At 71.0% G+C, this 16,292-nt stretch carries 14 protein-coding genes; 4 read left to right on the top strand and 10 right to left on the bottom strand.

The window, feature by feature from the left end:
- Nucleotides 1-25 precede the first annotated feature (25 nt).
- Nucleotides 26-2,443 (bottom strand): phosphoketolase family protein, encoded by a 2,418-nt coding sequence (locus ABD709_RS15630; RefSeq protein ID WP_344777062.1) that lies wholly within the window; start codon nucleotides 2,441-2,443, stop codon nucleotides 26-28.
- 118 nt (nucleotides 2,444-2,561) lie between these two features.
- On the opposite strand from ABD709_RS15630, the gene ABD709_RS15625 reads away from it, so the two are divergent.
- Nucleotides 2,562-3,530, top strand: a complete 969-nt coding sequence (locus tag ABD709_RS15625; RefSeq protein ID WP_344777060.1) for a phosphatase PAP2 family protein — start codon at nucleotides 2,562-2,564, stop codon at nucleotides 3,528-3,530.
- Nucleotides 3,531-3,538: 8 nt separating this feature from the next.
- On the opposite strand, the gene ABD709_RS15620 is transcribed toward ABD709_RS15625, so the two are convergent.
- Nucleotides 3,539-3,910, bottom strand: coding sequence for a sterol carrier family protein (locus ABD709_RS15620; RefSeq protein ID WP_344777058.1), 372 nt, complete (start codon nucleotides 3,908-3,910; stop codon nucleotides 3,539-3,541).
- 81 nt (nucleotides 3,911-3,991) lie between these two features.
- Between ABD709_RS15620 and ABD709_RS15615 the strand changes: the two genes are divergently transcribed.
- A complete protein-coding gene (locus tag ABD709_RS15615; protein WP_344777056.1) occupies nucleotides 3,992-5,044 on the top strand; it encodes a hypothetical protein in 1,053 nt (350 codons plus the stop codon).
- A 7-nt stretch (nucleotides 5,045-5,051) separates the two neighbouring features.
- On the opposite strand, the gene purL is transcribed toward ABD709_RS15615, so the two are convergent.
- Nucleotides 5,052-7,337, bottom strand: a complete 2,286-nt coding sequence (purL, locus tag ABD709_RS15610) for a phosphoribosylformylglycinamidine synthase subunit PurL (protein ID WP_344777054.1) — start codon at nucleotides 7,335-7,337, stop codon at nucleotides 5,052-5,054.
- A gap of 65 nt (nucleotides 7,338-7,402) precedes the next feature.
- A complete protein-coding gene (locus tag ABD709_RS15605; protein WP_344777052.1) occupies nucleotides 7,403-8,623 on the bottom strand; it encodes a hypothetical protein in 1,221 nt (406 codons plus the stop codon).
- A gap of 239 nt (nucleotides 8,624-8,862) precedes the next feature.
- On the opposite strand from ABD709_RS15605, the gene ABD709_RS15600 reads away from it, so the two are divergent.
- Entirely contained in the window at nucleotides 8,863-10,272 is a 1,410-nt protein-coding gene (locus tag ABD709_RS15600) for a glycoside hydrolase domain-containing protein (RefSeq protein WP_344777050.1), read from the top strand.
- Nucleotides 10,273-10,281: 9 nt separating this feature from the next.
- Here ABD709_RS15600 and purQ read toward each other — a convergent pair whose 3' ends face one another.
- Complete coding sequence (purQ, locus tag ABD709_RS15595) at nucleotides 10,282-10,950, bottom strand: phosphoribosylformylglycinamidine synthase subunit PurQ (RefSeq protein WP_344777048.1); 669 nt, start codon at nucleotides 10,948-10,950, stop codon at nucleotides 10,282-10,284.
- Nucleotides 10,947-11,189 (bottom strand): phosphoribosylformylglycinamidine synthase subunit PurS, encoded by a 243-nt coding sequence (gene purS / locus ABD709_RS15590; RefSeq protein ID WP_344777046.1) that lies wholly within the window; start codon nucleotides 11,187-11,189, stop codon nucleotides 10,947-10,949. Before purS ends, purQ begins: the two co-directional genes overlap by 4 nt.
- Nucleotides 11,190-11,253: 64 nt before the next feature.
- On the opposite strand from purS, the gene ABD709_RS15585 reads away from it, so the two are divergent.
- On the top strand, nucleotides 11,254-11,721 hold the full coding sequence (locus ABD709_RS15585) for an SRPBCC family protein (protein WP_344777044.1): 468 nt from the start codon (nucleotides 11,254-11,256) through the stop codon (nucleotides 11,719-11,721).
- A 4-nt stretch (nucleotides 11,722-11,725) separates the two neighbouring features.
- Here the strand turns inward: ABD709_RS15585 and ABD709_RS15580 are convergent, their stop codons facing one another.
- From ABD709_RS15580 to ABD709_RS15565, 4 genes are read right to left on the bottom strand one after another with little or no spacing between them, the layout of a single operon-like run.
- Nucleotides 11,726-13,273, bottom strand: a complete 1,548-nt coding sequence (locus ABD709_RS15580; RefSeq protein WP_344777042.1) for a long-chain-fatty-acid--CoA ligase — start codon at nucleotides 13,271-13,273, stop codon at nucleotides 11,726-11,728.
- A gap of 16 nt (nucleotides 13,274-13,289) precedes the next feature.
- Complete coding sequence (locus ABD709_RS15575) at nucleotides 13,290-14,771, bottom strand: adenylate/guanylate cyclase domain-containing protein (protein WP_344777040.1); 1,482 nt, start codon at nucleotides 14,769-14,771, stop codon at nucleotides 13,290-13,292.
- Nucleotides 14,772-14,790: 19 nt separating this feature from the next.
- On the bottom strand, nucleotides 14,791-15,297 hold the full coding sequence (locus tag ABD709_RS15570) for a YflT domain-containing protein (RefSeq protein WP_344777038.1): 507 nt from the start codon (nucleotides 15,295-15,297) through the stop codon (nucleotides 14,791-14,793).
- Between the two features lie 21 nt (nucleotides 15,298-15,318).
- Entirely contained in the window at nucleotides 15,319-16,245 is a 927-nt protein-coding gene (locus ABD709_RS15565) for a phosphoribosylaminoimidazolesuccinocarboxamide synthase (protein WP_344777036.1), read from the bottom strand.
- Nucleotides 16,246-16,292 lie beyond the last annotated feature (47 nt).

Raw genomic sequence — 16,292 nt, 5'->3', positions numbered from 1 at the left:
GGCGTGCTGAAGGTCGCCTGAGACCTCAGGAATCGGCGGAGGTGTCGGTGCCGACCGCGACGTCGACGGAGGGCGACCATCCCTTCCGCGGCTCGCCGGACTCCGTCCACCGCCAGTCGCGGACCTCGGGCAGGTCCTCCCCGTGGTCACGGGTCCACTGGCGTGCTCGCCGGCGGGTGTCGACCATCAGCTGCCGCGTGCCCGCGGCCGCACGGCCCAGCGAGGGCACGCGGTCGATGACGTCCATCACCAGGTGGTAGCGGTCGAGGTCGTTCATCATCGCCATGTCGAACGGCGTGGTGGTCGTCCCCTCCTCCTTGTAGCCGCGGACGTGGAAGTTGTCCTCGCCGGTGCGGCGGTAGATCAGGCGGTGGATCAGCCACGGGTAGCCGTGGTAGGCGAAGACGACCGGCTTGTCCGTCGTGAAGAGCCCGTCGAACTCCCGGTCCGGCATCCCGTGCGGGTGCTCGGACTCCGACTGCAGCTTCATCAGGTCGACGACGTTGACGAACCGCACCCTGAGCTCGGGCAGGTGCTCGCGGATCAGCGACACGGCGGCCAGCGCCTCGAGGGTGGGTACGTCGCCGGCCGCCGCGATCACCACGTCGGGGTCGCCGTCGTCGTTGGAGGCCCAGTCCCAGATGCCTGCCCCGCGGGCGCAGTGCAGGTCGGCCTCGTCCGCGCCGAGCCAGTCGAAGCCCGGTTGCTTGCCGGAGACCACGACGTTCACGTAGTGCTGGGAGGCCAGGCAGTGCTGCATGGTCGACAGCAGCGTGTTGGTGTCCGGTGGCAGGTAGACGCGCACGACCGAGGACTTCTTGTTCACGACGTGGTCGATGAACCCGGGGTCCTGGTGGCTGAAGCCGTTGTGGTCCTGGCGCCACACGTGGCTGGTCAGCAGGTAGTTGAGGCTCGACACGGGCGGTCGCCAGCCGATGTCGCGCGTCGTCTTGAGCCACTTCGCGTGCTGGTTGAGCATCGAGTCGATGATGTGGATGAACGCCTCGTAGCAGCTGAAGAGGGCGTGCCGCCCGGTCAGGAGGTAGCCCTCGGCCCAGCCCTGGCAGGTGTGCTCGGAGAGGATCTCCAGCACCCTGCCGTGGCGCGCGAGGTGCTCGTCGACCTCGCGGATCTCGCCGGCGAAGGCCTTGTCGGTCACCTCGTACACCGGGTCGAGACGGTTCGACGCCGTCTCGTCGGGCCCGAAGATCCGGAAGTTCGTGGGGTTGTCCCGCACGACGTCGACGAGGTACTGGCCGAACACCCGCGTCGGCTCGTGGATCGAACCTCCGGGCTCCTTGACCTCGACGGCGTGGTCGCGGAAGTCCGGCAGCCGCAGCGGCCGGCGCAGCAGGCCGCCGTTCGCGTGCGGGTTGGCGCTCATCCGTCGTACGCCCCGGGGCGCGAGCTCGAGCACGTCGGGGCGCGGCGCGCCCTGCTCGTCGAAGAGCTCCTCGGGCCGGTAGGACTCCATCCACTCCTGAAGCTGCGCGCGGTGCGCGTCGTTGTCGCGGGTCGCGCCGAGCGGCACCTGGTGCGCCCTCCAGGTGCCCTCCACCCGGACGCCGTCGACCTCGCGCGGACCGGTCCAGCCCTTCGGCGTGACCAGCAGGATCATCGGCCACGGCTGCCAGTCGTAGGTCCCGCTCTCCCGCGCCGCCGCCTGGATCGACCTGATCCGGTCGTGCGCGGTCTCCATCGCGTCGGCCAGCTGCCGGTGCACGTCGCGTACGTCGTCGCCCTCGACGGTCAGCACCTCGTGGCCGTAGCCACGCAGCAGGCTCAGCAGCTCCTCGCGGGGGATCCGCGCGGGGACGGTGGGATTGGCGATCTTGTAGCCGTTGAGGTGGAGCACGGGGAGCACGGCACCGTCGCGGACGGGGTCGACGAACTTGTTCGCGTGCCAGGACGCCGCCAGCGGGCCGGTCTCGAACTCGCCGTCCCCCACCACGGCGGTCACGAGCAGGTCGGGGTTGTCGAAGGCGGCACCGTAGGCGTGCGACAGCACGTAGCCGAGCTCGCCGCCCTCGTGGATCGATCCCGGCGTCTCCGGCGCGACGTGGCTCGGGATGCCACCGGGGAAGGAGAACTGCCGGAACAGCCGCTGCATCCCCTCGGCGTCGCGGCTGATGTGCGGGTACACCTCGGAGTAGGTGCCCTCCAGCCAGGCGTTCGCGACCGCGGCCGGCCCACCGTGGCCCGGGCCCGCCAGGAAGATCGCGTCGACGTCGCGCTCGCGGATCAGCCGGTTGAGGTGGGCGTAGACGAGGTTGAGGCCCGGCGTCGTACCCCAGTGGCCCAGCAGCCGCGGCTTGATGTCCTCGGGCTCGAGCGCCCGCTCGAGCAGCGGGTTGTCCAGGAGGTAGATCTGCCCGACCGAGAGGTAGTTGGCGGCGCGGAACCACCGGTCGATCCGGTCGAGGTCGGGCTCGGCGAGAGTCATGTGTCCACCGTGCGCGAGGACGCGGTGAAAGTCACGCGCCCGGCACACGTCGAAATCGAGCGACGAGGACCGCTCGGCGACCTAGTCTGCGGCTCTGGGGCTTCGGGAAAGGACCAGAGTGGCGGACAAGCGGACGATCGACGAGCTCAGGATCCTGGGCTGCCTCGGCTTCGTCGTGGCGCTGGTCGCCTATGTGTACTTCTTCGGACTTCCCAAGCAGAGCGTCGAGGTGGTCGGCTGGGTCTGGCTGGCGACCATCGCGTGGGACGTCCGCCGTCCGGTCGGCGACCACATGGCGTTCCTGCGCGACTGGTGGCCGCCGTTCGTCGTCCTGACGCTCTACCTCTACAGCCGCGGGCTGTCCGACGACCTCGGCATCTTCAGCGTCCACTTCACCGAGCCGATCAAGGCCGATGAGTGGCTCTTCGGTGGCCATCTCCCCACGACCTACCTCCAGGAGCACCTCTGCGGGGTCCCGTGCGAGAAGTCGCTGCCTCCGCGGTGGTACGACGTGGTGCTCACCACCGTCTACTACTCGCACTTCTTCGCGGCGATCGGCATCGCGGCGTACCTCTGGCGGCGCAACCGACCCGACTGGATCCGCTACATGCGCCGCTACCTGTCGGTGATCTCGATCGGCGTCGTCTGCTACGTCGTCTACCCGATGGCGCCGCCGTGGATGGCGTCGCGCGACGGCTACATCAGCACCGACATCGAGCGGATCACCGGCCGCGGCTGGTTCGACCTGGGGTCCTCCCACGGCCACGCGACCGCCCAGCAGCACATCTCCGCCGTGGGCAACCAGGTCGCCGCGATGCCGTCGCTGCACGTCGCGCTGTCGGTGCTGGTCGCGTGGTGGACGATCGGCCGCCTGCGCACCGGCTGGCGCTGGCTGCTCGTCCTCTATCCGCTCGCCATGGCGTTCATGCTCGTCTACTACGGCGAGCACTACGTCGTCGACGGGATCGCCGGCCTTCTGCTCGTCGCCGGGGTGATGGCGGCCTGGAAGGCGGTCGAGGGGCGGCGGGAGACCGAGTCCGAGGGCGAGGAGCCGACCGCCCTGGAGAGCGCCGGCCAGGCCCGGTGAGCCTCAGGTCACGGACCCGGTTCGCCCAGGGGCAGGTACGGCGACAGGTCGGTGCGCTCCCCGCTCGCCGCGACGCGGCCCGCCTCGACCGCGGCCGGCCAGGTCAGGTCGCCGGTCGCGAGCGCGATCCAGGTCGCGGCGTCGGTCTCGACGACGGCCGGCGGGGTGCCGCGGGTGTGCCGGACGCCCTCGACGACCTGCGCGGCGGCGTAGGGCGGGACCCGCACCTCGACCGACCTGCCGGGCGCGCGCTGCTCGAGCAGCGCGAGGAAGTGCTTGGTGAGCACGCGCAGGTCCGCGCGGGCCGGCTCGCCGGCCGCGAGCCGGGCGAGCGCGTCGGCGACGACCTCGGGATCGGCGGGCCGGAGACGGGCGGGCACGAGGCCGATTGTGCCGCGACCCGTGGCCCCGGACTGGACCGGTCCCCCGGTCGGCGTACCCGGTCCGTCACAATGTCCGCCATGCGCCTCCGATCGGCCCGGACGCTCGCCGTCTCCGCCTGCCTCGCCCTGTGCCTCCCCGTGCTCGCGGCCTGTGGCGACGACGACGGCGGCAGCGCCCTCAAGGTCGGCGACATCGTGCCGGCGCGTCAGGACAACCAGTTCTCCAGCGGCAAGCGGTCGATGGTCGCGCTGCCCGTCGGCCGGCTGCGGATCTGGACCGAGAAGGCGACCGACACGGCCTCCAGCGACGACACCCGCCAGCTGGAGGCCCTGAAGGCTCCGGACGGGGCGCGGCTGGTGCCGATCTCCTGGCAGTACTCCGACGATTTCGCTGCGGCGCAGACGTTCGTCAACACCGACGCGCAGCCCGTCGTCGACCTGGTGAGCGACGGCGAGACCTACCGGCTGCCGACGCCGGACACCTCCGACGAGAACGGCGAGTCCTTCTTCGTGGTCGTCGACGGCGAGGCGAAGAAGACCACGCTCAAGGTCACCTTCGACGGCGTCTCGCAGACCGTCGACCTGCGCACGGGGCGACGTCAGGCGGGCCGCGCCGAGCCGCTCTACTCGCTCCAGGCCAACCGGCTCTCGGGGAAGGACTGCGACTCCGACTCGTGGGTCGACGAGCCGCTCACGGCCATCGACTACGCCTGCGAGGTCACCGGCCCGCTGGTCCTGCCCTACGCCAACGGGGCCTGGGCCAAGGAGGGCCACGTGTTCCTCGCCGTCGGGCTGAGCACGGAGCTGCGCACCTGGGGGATCGCCGACGGGTCGGGCGGCGGGGCGCTGTACGTCGGGACCGATGCCCGCCTGAAGGCGACGATCGACGACCAGAAGCCGGTCGACACCACGAAGGACGTCAGCAAGACCTGCCCGGACCTCCGGACCGGGGCATGCCTCGCCGACGCCTTCTTCGTCTTCGACGTCGACGCCGACAAGATCCCCGACCAGCTGGACGTGGACGAGACCTACCGGCTCCAGCTGCGCAACAGCTACGGCAGCGGTCATCCGGTGAACAAGATGACCAAGGAGGTCAAGGGCACGGTGCAGATGACCGTGCCGCAGTCCTGACCCGCGGTCAGCGCCCCAGCGCCGCCGGCAGCGTCCCGGTCCAGGCAGCGCGCAGCTCGCTGAGCGGTACGCCGAACGCGCCGTCGACCGTCAGCGCATCGCCGCCGGTCGTGCCGATCGAGTGTGCGGGCACGCCGCGGCTCGCCGCGAGCCGCTCGACCTCGGCCAGCCGGTCCGCCGGCACGGTGAGGATCGCGCGACCGGCCGACTCGGCGAAGAGGCCGATGAAGGGGTCGGCCGCGACGTCCGCGAGCTGCACCGTCGCTCCGATCCCGCTCTGCAGGGCCGCCTCCGCGAGCGCCTGCGCGAGGCCGCCGTCGGACAGGTCGTGCGCGCTGGTCGCGACGCCGACCACGTCGGCGAGCAGCTCCGCCAGCGCCCGCTCGGCGCCGAGGTCGACGACGGGCGGGCGGCCGCCGAGGTGGCCGTGCTCGACGTGCGCCCACTCCGAGCCGGACAGCTCCTCGCGGGTGGTGCCGAGCAGCACGATGGCCTCGCCCTCCGCGCCGAAGGCCGAGGGCGTGCGCCGACGTACGTCGTCGATCACGCCGAGCACCGCGACCACCGGCGTCGGCAGGATCGCCGTCTCGCCGGTCTGGTTGTAGAGGCTGACGTTGCCGCCGGTGACGGGGATGCCGAGCTCGACGCAGGCGTCCTTGAGGCCGCGGCAGGCCTCGGCGAACTGCCACATGACGGCCGGGTCCTCCGGCGAGCCGAAGTTGAGGCAGTCGCTGACCGCGAGCGGCCGGGCGCCACCGGTCGCGACGTTGCGGTAGGCCTCGGCGAGCGCGAGCTGCGCGCCGGCATAGGGGTCGAGCTTGGCGAACCGGCCGTTGCAGTCGGTGGCCACGGAGACGCCGAGGTGGGTCTCCTCGTCGACCCGCACCATCCCGCTGTCGGCGGGCTGCGCGAGCACGGTGTTGCCGAGGACGTAGCGGTCGTACTGGTCGGTGATCCAGGACTTGTCGCACAGGTTCGGGCTGGCGACGAGCTTCAGCAGCGCCGCCCGGAGCTCCTCACCGGTGCTCGGACGCGGCAGCGACTCGGCCCGGTCCTCCTGGAGCGCGTCCTGCCAGTCCGGCCGCCGGTAGGGCCGCTCGTAGACCGGGCCGTCGTGGGCGACGGTGCGCGGAGGTACGTCGACCACGGTCTCGCCGTGCCAGGTGATCTCGAGGCGGCCGGTGTCGGTGACCTCGCCGATGACGACCGCCTCGACGTCCCACTTCGCGCAGATCTCCATGAACGCGTCCACGTCGCCGGGCTCGACCACGGCCATCATCCGCTCCTGGCTCTCGCTCATGAGGATCTCCTCGGGAGCGAGCGTGGAGTCGCGGAGCGGAACCCGGTCGAGCTCGCAGCGCATGCCGCCGTCGCCGGCGGAGGCGAGCTCGGAGGTCGCGCAGGAGAGACCCGCGCCGCCGAGGTCCTGGATGCCGGCGACGACGCCGGCCCGGAACAGCTCGAGGGTGCACTCGATGAGCAGCTTCTCCATGAACGGGTCGCCGACCTGGACGCTCGGTCGCTTCGCGGGCCCGTCGGCGTCGAAGGTCTCCGACGCGAGCACGGAGACGCCGCCGATGCCGTCGCCGCCGGTCCGAGCGCCGTAGAGGATCACCTGGTTGCCGTTGCCGGACGCCTTGGCCAGGTGCAGGTCCTCGTGCTTGAGGACGCCGACGCAGAGCGCGTTGACCAGCGGGTTGCCGAGGTAGGTCTCGTCGAAGACGGCCTCACCGCCGATGTTCGGCAGACCCAGGCAGTTGCCGTAGCCGCCCACGCCGGCCACGATCCCGGGCAGCACCCGGTGGGTGTCGTCGGCGTCCAGCGGTCCGAACCGGAGCGGGTCCATCACCGCGACCGGCCGGGCGCCCATCGCCAGGATGTCGCGGACGATGCCCCCGACGCCGGTGGCCGCACCCTGGTAGGGCTCGACGTACGACGGATGGTTATGGCTCTCGACCTTGAAGGTGACCGCGTAGCCCTGGCCGATGTCGATGACCCCGGCGTTCTCACCGATGCCCGCGAGCATCTTGCCGACCGGCGTCTCCTGCGGGATCTCACCGAACTGCTTGAGGTGCACCTTGGAGGACTTGTAGGAGCAGTGCTCGCTCCACATGACCGAGTACATCGCCAGCTCCGAGCTGGTCGGCCGACGGCCGAGGATCTCGCGGATCCGCTGGTACTCGTCCTCCTTCAGCCCCAGCTCGGCCCACGGCTGCTCGTGATCGGGGTCGGCGCCCGCCACCGCCACGGTGTCCAGGCGGGCGATGGTCTCGGCGGGGGCGGTGTCGGCCACGACGCAAGTCTAGGGAGAGGCGCGGGGGCCGGACGCCGCACCCCAGCCCGTGGATCGGCGCACTTCTAGACCGGGTGCCCGTCGAGGAACCCAGGTGGCTCGATCGTGAGGCCGTTCAGGAGCTCGAGCCGGTCGGTGCTCGTCTGCGCATAGATCGTGAGGGACCACCCGACACTCGGGTACATCACCGATGCCTTGAAGGGGCAGCAAGGCTCCTCGACGGCATCATCGACCCGCCAGAGCAGCATGGGAGCGGCACTTCGCGCGTAGGCGGGCCAGCTCGGCCGGTAGTGCTCCTCGGCGCCGCCCTCGGACGAGTAATGGTCGTAGGCCGTCTTGAAGTCGTTCCAGTACGAGACCTTCACGTACGACTCCAGGCCCGACGAGGGAGTCCCCGCGCACTCGAGGTGCAGCGCGCGATCCGGAACCCTCTTGGAGATGCAGGACGCGAACGGGCCTGCGAACAGCCAGTGTGCGCCCCGGAGATTGGGCGGCGGTGTGCCGCAGTCCGTCTTGGTCGGTCGTAGGGATCCGTCCCAGCACGTCCAGTCCCCTGCTTGCGAGGTGGACGCTGTGGTCGGCGGCGCGACGGAACGGCTCGGTCCGTCGGACCGCCGCGTCGCGTTCTTGCGCTCTCGTCCGTTGCCGACCGCGGACCCTGCGACCGATCCCTGATCGGCTGCCACGGCGCCGCCACCATCGTCGACCTGGTGCATGACGACCACAGCGCCGACGACACCGATCGCGACGGCCACGGCTACTGCCAGGACGACCAGCACCGGCCGACGACGGGACCTGCCGTCGCCGCTGGCCGGCCGCACAGGCCCGGAGTCGTCGCCCGCGCGGCGCGCAACGGTCGGGGCGCCCGGCACGGCGCCCACGGTGAGCGCGGCCGACGGGTCGCCGACCACGGTCTCGGCAGCTGCCGGTGGTGCGTCCACCGACCGCAGGCCCCTGACCACGGCCTCCGGCACCAACCCGGTCGCGAAACCGAGCATCCCGACGGCCCAGGTCGCAGCGGTCACGTCGGCACCACCCCGATCGCGGGCCAGCCTGCCACCCGCCTCACGCACCGCGCGCTCGGGACTTGCACCCCCGTCCAGGAGGGCACGGAGCGCGTCGACCGCGCCGAAGCGGACGGCGTCGACCAACAGGTTGATCTCGCCCCGCGGCACCGCGGTCTCTTCGAAGTAGTCGTCGAGGATGCCGCGGAAGCCGTCCGGGTTGGCCAGGATCTCCGGGCCGTAGGTCGCGATCAGCTCGCGGAGCGCGCGATAAAGGTCCACGGCTGTTCCTCCGGGTCGTGGCACGGCCGGCCGCACCGGGCCGACGCTGCGCTCAGAGCCCCATGCCCCGCGCGGTGCCGTCCGGTCCCCAGGTTAGGGACTGTGCTGACCCTGCGCGCTCGCCCATTTCGAATTACACGGCTGTAGTTATCCGTTACCCCTGTTACAGGTGTTACTTCTGTGGTTATCGTGACGCCGCTCCCGCCGAAAACGCCGCCGATCTCCTGGAGTCACCTGCGATGCCCACCCGGCAGCCCCTGGCCGTTTCCACCGTCCGCCTGATCTCCGCCGCGCTCGGCGTGCTGCTCGCGTGCGGCGTGCTGGTGGCGACGTACGAGCACCCGGCACCCAAGGCCCCGATCGGCGCGACGCCGGTGGACCTGAGGGCGGACACCCCGAACCCGGTCACGCCGGGCGACTTCACCGGTTACGGGTTCGACCAGTGCCTCGCGCCGTCCCAGAAGGCGATGAACCGGTGGATGAGCTCGTCGCCGTTCCTCGCGGCCGGCATCTACATCTCCGGCAAGTCCCGGGCCTGCCGGGACCAGCCGAACCTGACCCCGGCGTGGATCCAGCACCAGCTGCAGGCCGGCTGGAAGCTGCTGCCGATCACGCTCGGCCCGCAGGCGTCCTGCAGTCCGCGCTACCCGCGGTACGGCGACGACCCGACCATCAACGCGGCGCCCGGGCCGGAGGGGCTCTACGGCAAGGCCCGCAAGCAGGGCCGCGCCGAGGCACGCACCACCGTCGATGTCGCCCAGCGGCTGGGGATCACGGCGGGCAGCACCCTCTGGTACGACCTCGAGGCGTTCGACATCGGCAACACCCGCTGCCGGAAGTCCGCGCTCGCCTTCCTGAGCGCGTGGACCACCGGCATCAACACGCTGGGCTACGAGTCGGGCGTCTACTCCAGCGCGGGCTCCGGCCTGAAGATGCTCGACGACGCGCGGGTCAACACCCCGGACGCCTACGACTTCCCCGACGCGATCTGGATCGCGCGCTGGGACGGGGTCGCGAACACGTCGACGTCGTACCTCCGCGACGACGGATGGCGGCCGGGCGGCCGGATGAAGCAGTACGAGGGCGGCCACAACGAGACCTGGGGCGGCGTCACGATCAACATCGACCGCGACTACCTCGATCTCGGCAAGGGCAGCTTCGCGCCGGAGGAGGACCACTGCAACGGCGTGAACATCAACTTCAAGACCTACGGCCGGCTGTTCCCGCCGACCAAGACCTACACGCCGCCCGAGGGCCAGGTCCGTGCGGTCCAGTGCCTGCTGACCGAGCGCGGCCGCTACGAGGGCAAGCTGAACGGCGTCTACAACGACGCCACCATCGCCGCCGTCGGCGCCTGGCAGCAGGCGCACGGGTTCACCCCGCGCACCATGTTCGGCCCACGCGACTGGATCGCGATGCACATGGACGCTCCCGACTCCGTGCTCAAGGTCGGCTCCGCCGGTCCGGTCGTACGTCGACTGCAGCGCGCCCTGCACGCCTCCGGCGTCACCACGTCGCTCAAGGTCACCGGCGTCTACGGTGCAGCGACCGCGACCGCCGTCAAGGCCTACCAGGCCCTGGTCGGCCTCAAGCAGACCGGCATCGTGAACCCGCGGACCAACGACCGGCTCGACCGCGGCGTGCTCTGACCCTCGCGATCAGGCGAGAGCGGACTCGGCCAGCGACGTGAAGAAGCCGAGCCCGTCAGTGCCGGTGCCGGTCAGCTCCTCGACGGCGTGCTCGGGGTGCGGCATCAGGCCGACCACGTTGCCGCGCTCGTTGGTGATGCCGGCGATCGCGTTGAGCGAGCCGTTCGGGTTGTCCTCGAGGTAGCGCGCCACGACCTGGCCCTCGCCCTCGATCCGCTCGAGCGTCGGCGCGTCGGCGACGAAGCCGCCCTCGCCGTTCTTGAGGGCAATGGTGATCTCGGCGCCGTCGGCGTAGGCGGAGGTCCAGGCGGTGCGGTTGTTCTCGATCCGCAGCCGCTGGTCGCGGCAGACGAACTTGCGGTGGTCGTTGCGGATCAGCGCGCCCGGCAGCAGATGGGACTCGCAGAGGATCTGGAAGCCGTTGCAGATGCCGAGCACCGGCAGGCCGTCCTGGGCCGCCCGGACGACCTCGCCCATGACCGGCGCGAACCGCGAGATCGCACCGCAGCGGAGGTAGTCGCCGTAGGAGAACCCGCCCGGCAGCACCACCGCGTCCACGCCCCTGAGGTCGGCGTCGGCGTGCCAGAGCGCGACTGCCTCGTTGCCGCCGATCCGCACGGCGCGACGGGCGTCGCCGTCGTCGAGCGAGCCGGGGAAGGTGACGACGCCGATCTTCACTCGACCGTCACCTTGTAGTTCTCGATGACGGGGTTGGACAGCAGCGTCTCGGCCATCTTGTCCACCTCGGCGAGCACGGCGTCGGTCACCTCGCCGTCGAACTCGAGCTCGAACCGCTTGCCCTGACGGACGTCCTCGACGCCGGTGAAACCGAGCCGGGGCAGGGCCCCCAGCACCGCCTTCCCCTGCGGGTCGAGAATCTCGGGCTTCGGCATGACAGAGACGACGACGCGGGCCACGGTCAGGAGTCTAGTGACCCTAGACTCTGACTCTCCCGCAGGAGGGCCGACCAGGAGGCACCCGATGAGCAACGCCGCCCGCGAGCTGCGCGCCGAGGTCGTCGTCGACGCCCCGGCCGAGAGGATCTGGGAGGTCATCACCGACACCCGCGCGCTGGCCGAGGCCAGCCCCGAGCTTCTGACCATGATGCCGCTGCGCCGCGGCGGGTTCCGCAAGGGTCAGCAGTACGTCGGCTGGAACCGCCGCAAGCTGGTCGTCTGGCCGACCCGCAGCGTGGTCGTCGAGGCCGACCCCCCGCACCGGCTCGCGTGGGACACCAGGTCGAGCGGCGCCCGCTGGATCTTCGAGATCGAGCCGGCCGACAGCGGCACCCGGCTGGTCCAGCGCCGCCCCGTCCCGAACAAGCTCACCGGGCTCAGCAAGGCGTTCGCCGCGGTGCTGCTCGGCGGCGGCGAGGGTCACGCCGACGAGCTCGAGCAGGGCATGGCCACCAGCCTCGAGAGGCTGAAGGCGATCGCCGAGAAGCGCTGAGGCCTCAGGAGAGCTCGCGCTTCAGGATCTTCCCGGTCGCCGTCATCGGCAGATTGGCGACGATCTCCACCATCCGCGGGTACTTGTAGGCAGCCATCTGCTCCTTGCCCCACGCCACCAGCTCATCGGGCGTGATGCTGGCACCCTCGTCGAGGATCACGAACGCCTTGATCTCCTCGCCGTGGCTGTCGTGGGCCACGCCGACCACTGCCGCGAGCGAGACGGCAGGGTGCGTCATCAGCACCTCCTCGACCTCGCGCGGGTACACGTTGAAGCCGCCGCGGATGATCATGTCCTTGGAGCGGTCGACGATGTAGTAGAACCCGTCCTCGTCGCGCCGCGCGAGGTCGCCGGTCCGGAACCAGCCGTCCTTCATCACCTCGGCCGTGGCGTCGGGGCGGTTGAGGTAGCCCTTCATGACCACGTGGCCACGGATCGCGATCTCGCCGACCTCGTCGGCGCCCTCGACGGTCTTCCAGTCCTCGTCGACGAGCTTGACCTCGACGCCCCAGATCGGGATGCCGATCGATCCCGGCCGCGGGTCGTGGTCGGGGTCGGAGAAGGTCGCGACGGGCGAGGTCTCCGAGAGCCCGTAGCCCTCCAGGATCGTGACGCCGAGCTTCTCCTGGGTCTGCTTGATGATCTCGACCGGAAGACTGGCGCCGCCGGAGACCCCGCGCCGCAGGTTGCCCGCGATCCTCGCGACGTCCACGTCGTCGCTCAGGGCGTGCAGGATGCCCCACCACATCGTGGGGACGCCGGCGAAGAACGTGATCTTCTCGCGCTGCATCAGCCCGACGACCTGCTCGGCGTCGAAGCGCGGCACGAGGTAGAGCGTCGCCGCCATCGAGAAGCCGGCATTCATCTGCACGGTCGAGCCGAAGCTGTGGAACAGCGGCAGCGCGACGATGTGGCTGTCCTGGGCGGGCGCGCTCTGGAACAGCCGGTTGCAGGTGAGCGCGTTGAGCACCAGGTTGGAGTGGCTCAGCTCGGCGCCCTTGGGCTGGCCCGTCGTGCCGCTCGTGTAGAGGATCACCGCCGTGTCGGTCTCGGTCGTCGACACGGACTCGAACGCCGCGGACTGGCCGGACAGTGCCTGCCCGAACGTGGTCGCGCCGTCGATCGACGACTCCGCTGCGGGGTCCGCCGTGATCAGGAAGAAGTCCGTGCAGGTGTCCACCTGGCCGAAGCCCTCCCAGCCCTCCGCACCCATCGCGAGCTCGGCCGTGCCCTCGAAGCAGAAGTAGGCCTTCGCGCCGGAGTCGGTCAGGTAGTAGGCGACCTCGCGACCCTTGTTCAGGACGTTCATCGGCACGACGACCGCGCCGGCCTTGAGCGCGCCGTAGTAGACGATCGGGAAGTACGGCAGGTTCGGGCAGGTGAGCGCGACCTTGTCGCCGGGCTCGATCCCGCGCGACACCAGCAGGTTCGCGACCTGGTTGGCGGCGGCGTCGACCTGCCCGTAGGTCAGCCGTACGTCGCCCAGCACCAGGGCGTCGCGGTCGGGGTAACGGCGGGCGCTGTCCTCGAGGAAGACCGACAGGTTGTACATGGCGTCAACCTAGCGGTCAGCCGGAAGGCACGGCGAGGACCGTCGGCTCGAGCCGGCCGCGCAGCAGCAGCGGGTCGAGCAGCCGCCAGTGGCTGCGCTCGTCCGTGGCCGCCGACTCCACGATCCGCTGCGACGCGACCACCCGCTCCGGGCGCTCCTTGGCCTGCTCGGTGAGGCGGGCGGCCTCGTTGACCGGGTCGCCGATCACCGTGTACTCCAGCCGGCTGGTCGCGCCGATGTTGCCGGCGATCACCAGGCCCTGGGAGACGCCGATGCCGGCGTCCAGCTCGGGCACCTGCTCACGCAGCCGGGCGCCCATGGCCCGCGCCGCGGCGAGCGCATGCCCGGCGGGGTCGTCGAGCCGGAGGGGCGCGCCGAAGATGCACAGCGCGGCGTCGCCCTCGAACTTGTTGACCAGGCCGCCGTGCGCGTCCACGACGTCGACGACGACCTCGAAGAACCGGTTGAGGGCCGCGACGACCTCGGCGGGTGGCCGGCTCGCGGCGAACGTGGTGCTGCCGATCACGTCGACGAACAGGGCGGCGGCCTCGATCTCCTCACCACCGAGCTCCACACCGTGCCGCAGCGCGCGGCGGGCGACGTCGGCGCCGACGTGGCGGCCGAAGAGGTCGCGCAGCTGCTCCCGCTCCCGCAGCGCGAGCACCATCCGGTTCAGGCCGGCCTGGAGGACGCCGATCTCCCCCCACTCGTTGACCTCCACGTGGGTGTCGAGGTCGCCGGCCTCGACGGCGGCGAGCGCGGTGGTCAGCTCACAGACGGGCTCCCCGACCGACTTGGCGAAGAGGACGGTTCCTGCGAAGCCGACCACGATCGCCGTACCGCCGATCACGGCGGCCGCGGTCGCGAGCCGCGCCAGCGAGGGCTCCGTCCAGGGCGCGAACACGACCATCAGCACCAGACCGAGGCCGGGGACGCCCGTGGTCAGCACCCAGATGAACACCGCACGCTCCCCCACCCCGGCGGTGTCGCCGGGCGCGGGCGGGGCGATCTCCAGGACCCGGGCGGTCGGCTCGCGCAGCAGCCGGACGGTGAGGAGGTACGACGACGCCGCCGTCGCCACGCCGCTGGTGGCGATCACGCCGAACACGAGCAGGGCGGTCAGCAGCGACACGTGCAGGTCGAACAGCGCGAGGGCGACGGCCGGCACCAGCCAGAGGGTGGCGGAGACCCGGAACAGGAACCACGGGAGCGCCAGCGTCCGCGCGCACTCCTCGGGCCGCGGGTCGTCGCCCCGCACCGTCCAGTCCAGCGCCCGGTGCGTCCGCGGCGCGACCACCGTGGCGACCACGACGTAGCTGGCGGCCACGGCCAGCAGGCCCAGCGCCACGTTCTCGCGCACCACACCCGGGACCCGCGCCTCGGCCGGAGCCGGGAGCAGGAACACGTAGTCGACGATGGTCACGACCACCCCGAAGGTGTTCGCGAGCCACTGGAGCAGGACCACGTGCCACGGACGCACGAGGCGCGGCGCGCTCATGCGTCGATTAGAGCAGGGTTCAGGCGAACGGGTCCGGGAGCGCGCCCGGAAGGCCGACGAGCATCTCCCGCGCCTGCGCTGCGCCCTTGTGCTCGACGAGCACCTCGTACTTGGTCGCGACCACCTGGGTGATCGACGAGAAGTCCCGCTGGCCGCGCGTCATCCCGTAGCCGACCAGCGCCATGACCACGCCGAACGCGGCGCCGATGATCATCGTCGACACGATGGTCGCGAAGGCTCCCTCGTCCGCGAAGATCGACAGCACCAGCCCGACGAACAGCCCGATCCAGACACCGGAGAGGGCACCGCCGAGCGCGACCCGCCCGGTCGTCAGCCGACCGGTGATCCGCTCGACCCGCTTCAGGTCGGTGCCGACGATCATGCACTGCTCGACCGGGAACTTGTTGTCCGCGAGGTAGTCCACCGTGCGCTGCGCGGCGGCGTACTCGTCGTAGACCGCCAGCGACTGCGGGAACTCGAGCTTGAGGGGCGAGTGCCCGCCTGCGCCTGCGAACGGTGTGCTCATGACCCCAGTGTGCCGTGCTCGCTAGAACCGTTCGCCGGTGAGCAGCTCGTAGGCCTCGATGTAGCGGCTCCGCGTGCGCTCGACGACCTCGGGCGGGAGAGCGGGCGGCGCCGCACCGGAGGAGCGGTCCCAGCCCGACGCCGGCGAGAGGGCCCAGTTGCGCACGATCTGCTTGTCGTAGGACGGCTGGGCGTGGCCCGGCTCCCACTCGGCCGCCGGCCAGTAGCGCGAGGAGTCCGGCGTGAGCACCTCGTCGGCGAGGACGAGGCGATCCGCCTCGGTGGTCGGGGTGCGAGCGCCAGCGAGCCTTGGAACCCCGAACTCGAACTTGGTGTCGGCCAGGAGGATGCCGCGCTCGCGGGCGATGCCCTCCGCGCGGCCGTAGATGCGGAGCGTGAGGTCCCGGAGAGCAGCAGCCGTCTCCGCACCGACGGTGCCCGCCACGGCGTCGTAGTCGACGTTCTCGTCGTGGTCGCCGAGTTCGGCCTTGCGAGCGGGGGTGAAGATCGGCTCGGGGAGCCGGCTGCCGTCGACCAGGCCGGCCGGGAGCGGGATCCCGCACACCTCGCCGGTGTCCTTGTAGTCGAGCAGCCCCGAGCCGGTGAGGTAGCCGCGCGCGACGCACTCGACGGGGAGCATGTCGAGCCGCTCGCAGATCACCGCGCGGCCGGCGACCTGCTCGGGGACGTCGGTGCTGACGACGTGGTTGGGCACCAGGTCCGCCAGCTGCTCGAACCACCACAGCGACATCCGGGTCAGGATCTCGCCCTTGCCGGGGATCGTGGTCTCGAGCACGAAGTCGAAGATCGAGAGCCGGTCGCTCGCGACCATCAGCAGCTTGCCGGCGTGCGGGCCCTCGGTCAGCTCGTAGAGGTCGCGCACCTTGCCGGAGTGGACGTGGCGGGCGCCGGGCAGCTCCGGGGCGGGCGGGATGTTCGCGATCGTCACGGGACTCAGCCTAGGGGTGGCGGAGGGCCCCGCTTCGTGATGTATTT

The organism is Nocardioides panacisoli, assembly GCF_039537325.1.
Taxonomy (GTDB): domain Bacteria; phylum Actinomycetota; class Actinomycetes; order Propionibacteriales; family Nocardioidaceae; genus Nocardioides; species Nocardioides panacisoli.
This window is presented reverse-complemented; position numbering and strand designations above follow the sequence as displayed.

Bases quoted from the DNA above. Each gene is read 5' to 3' on its own strand.
- ABD709_RS15585 (WP_344777044.1), top strand. From the start codon at position 11,254: ATGAGCAACGCCGCCCGCGAGCTGCGCGCCGAGGTCGTCGTCGACGCC.
- ABD709_RS15575 (WP_344777040.1), bottom strand. From the start codon at position 14,771: ATGAGCGCGCCGCGCCTCGTGCGTCCGTGGCACGTGGTCCTGCTCCAG.
- ABD709_RS15615 (WP_344777056.1), top strand. From the start codon at position 3,992: ATGCGCCTCCGATCGGCCCGGACGCTCGCCGTCTCCGCCTGCCTCGCC.
- ABD709_RS15570 (WP_344777038.1), bottom strand. From the start codon at position 15,297: ATGAGCACACCGTTCGCAGGCGCAGGCGGGCACTCGCCCCTCAAGCTC.
- ABD709_RS15600 (WP_344777050.1), top strand. From the start codon at position 8,863: ATGCCCACCCGGCAGCCCCTGGCCGTTTCCACCGTCCGCCTGATCTCC.
- ABD709_RS15630 (WP_344777062.1), bottom strand. From the start codon at position 2,443: ATGACTCTCGCCGAGCCCGACCTCGACCGGATCGACCGGTGGTTCCGC.
- ABD709_RS15580 (WP_344777042.1), bottom strand. From the start codon at position 13,273: ATGTACAACCTGTCGGTCTTCCTCGAGGACAGCGCCCGCCGTTACCCC.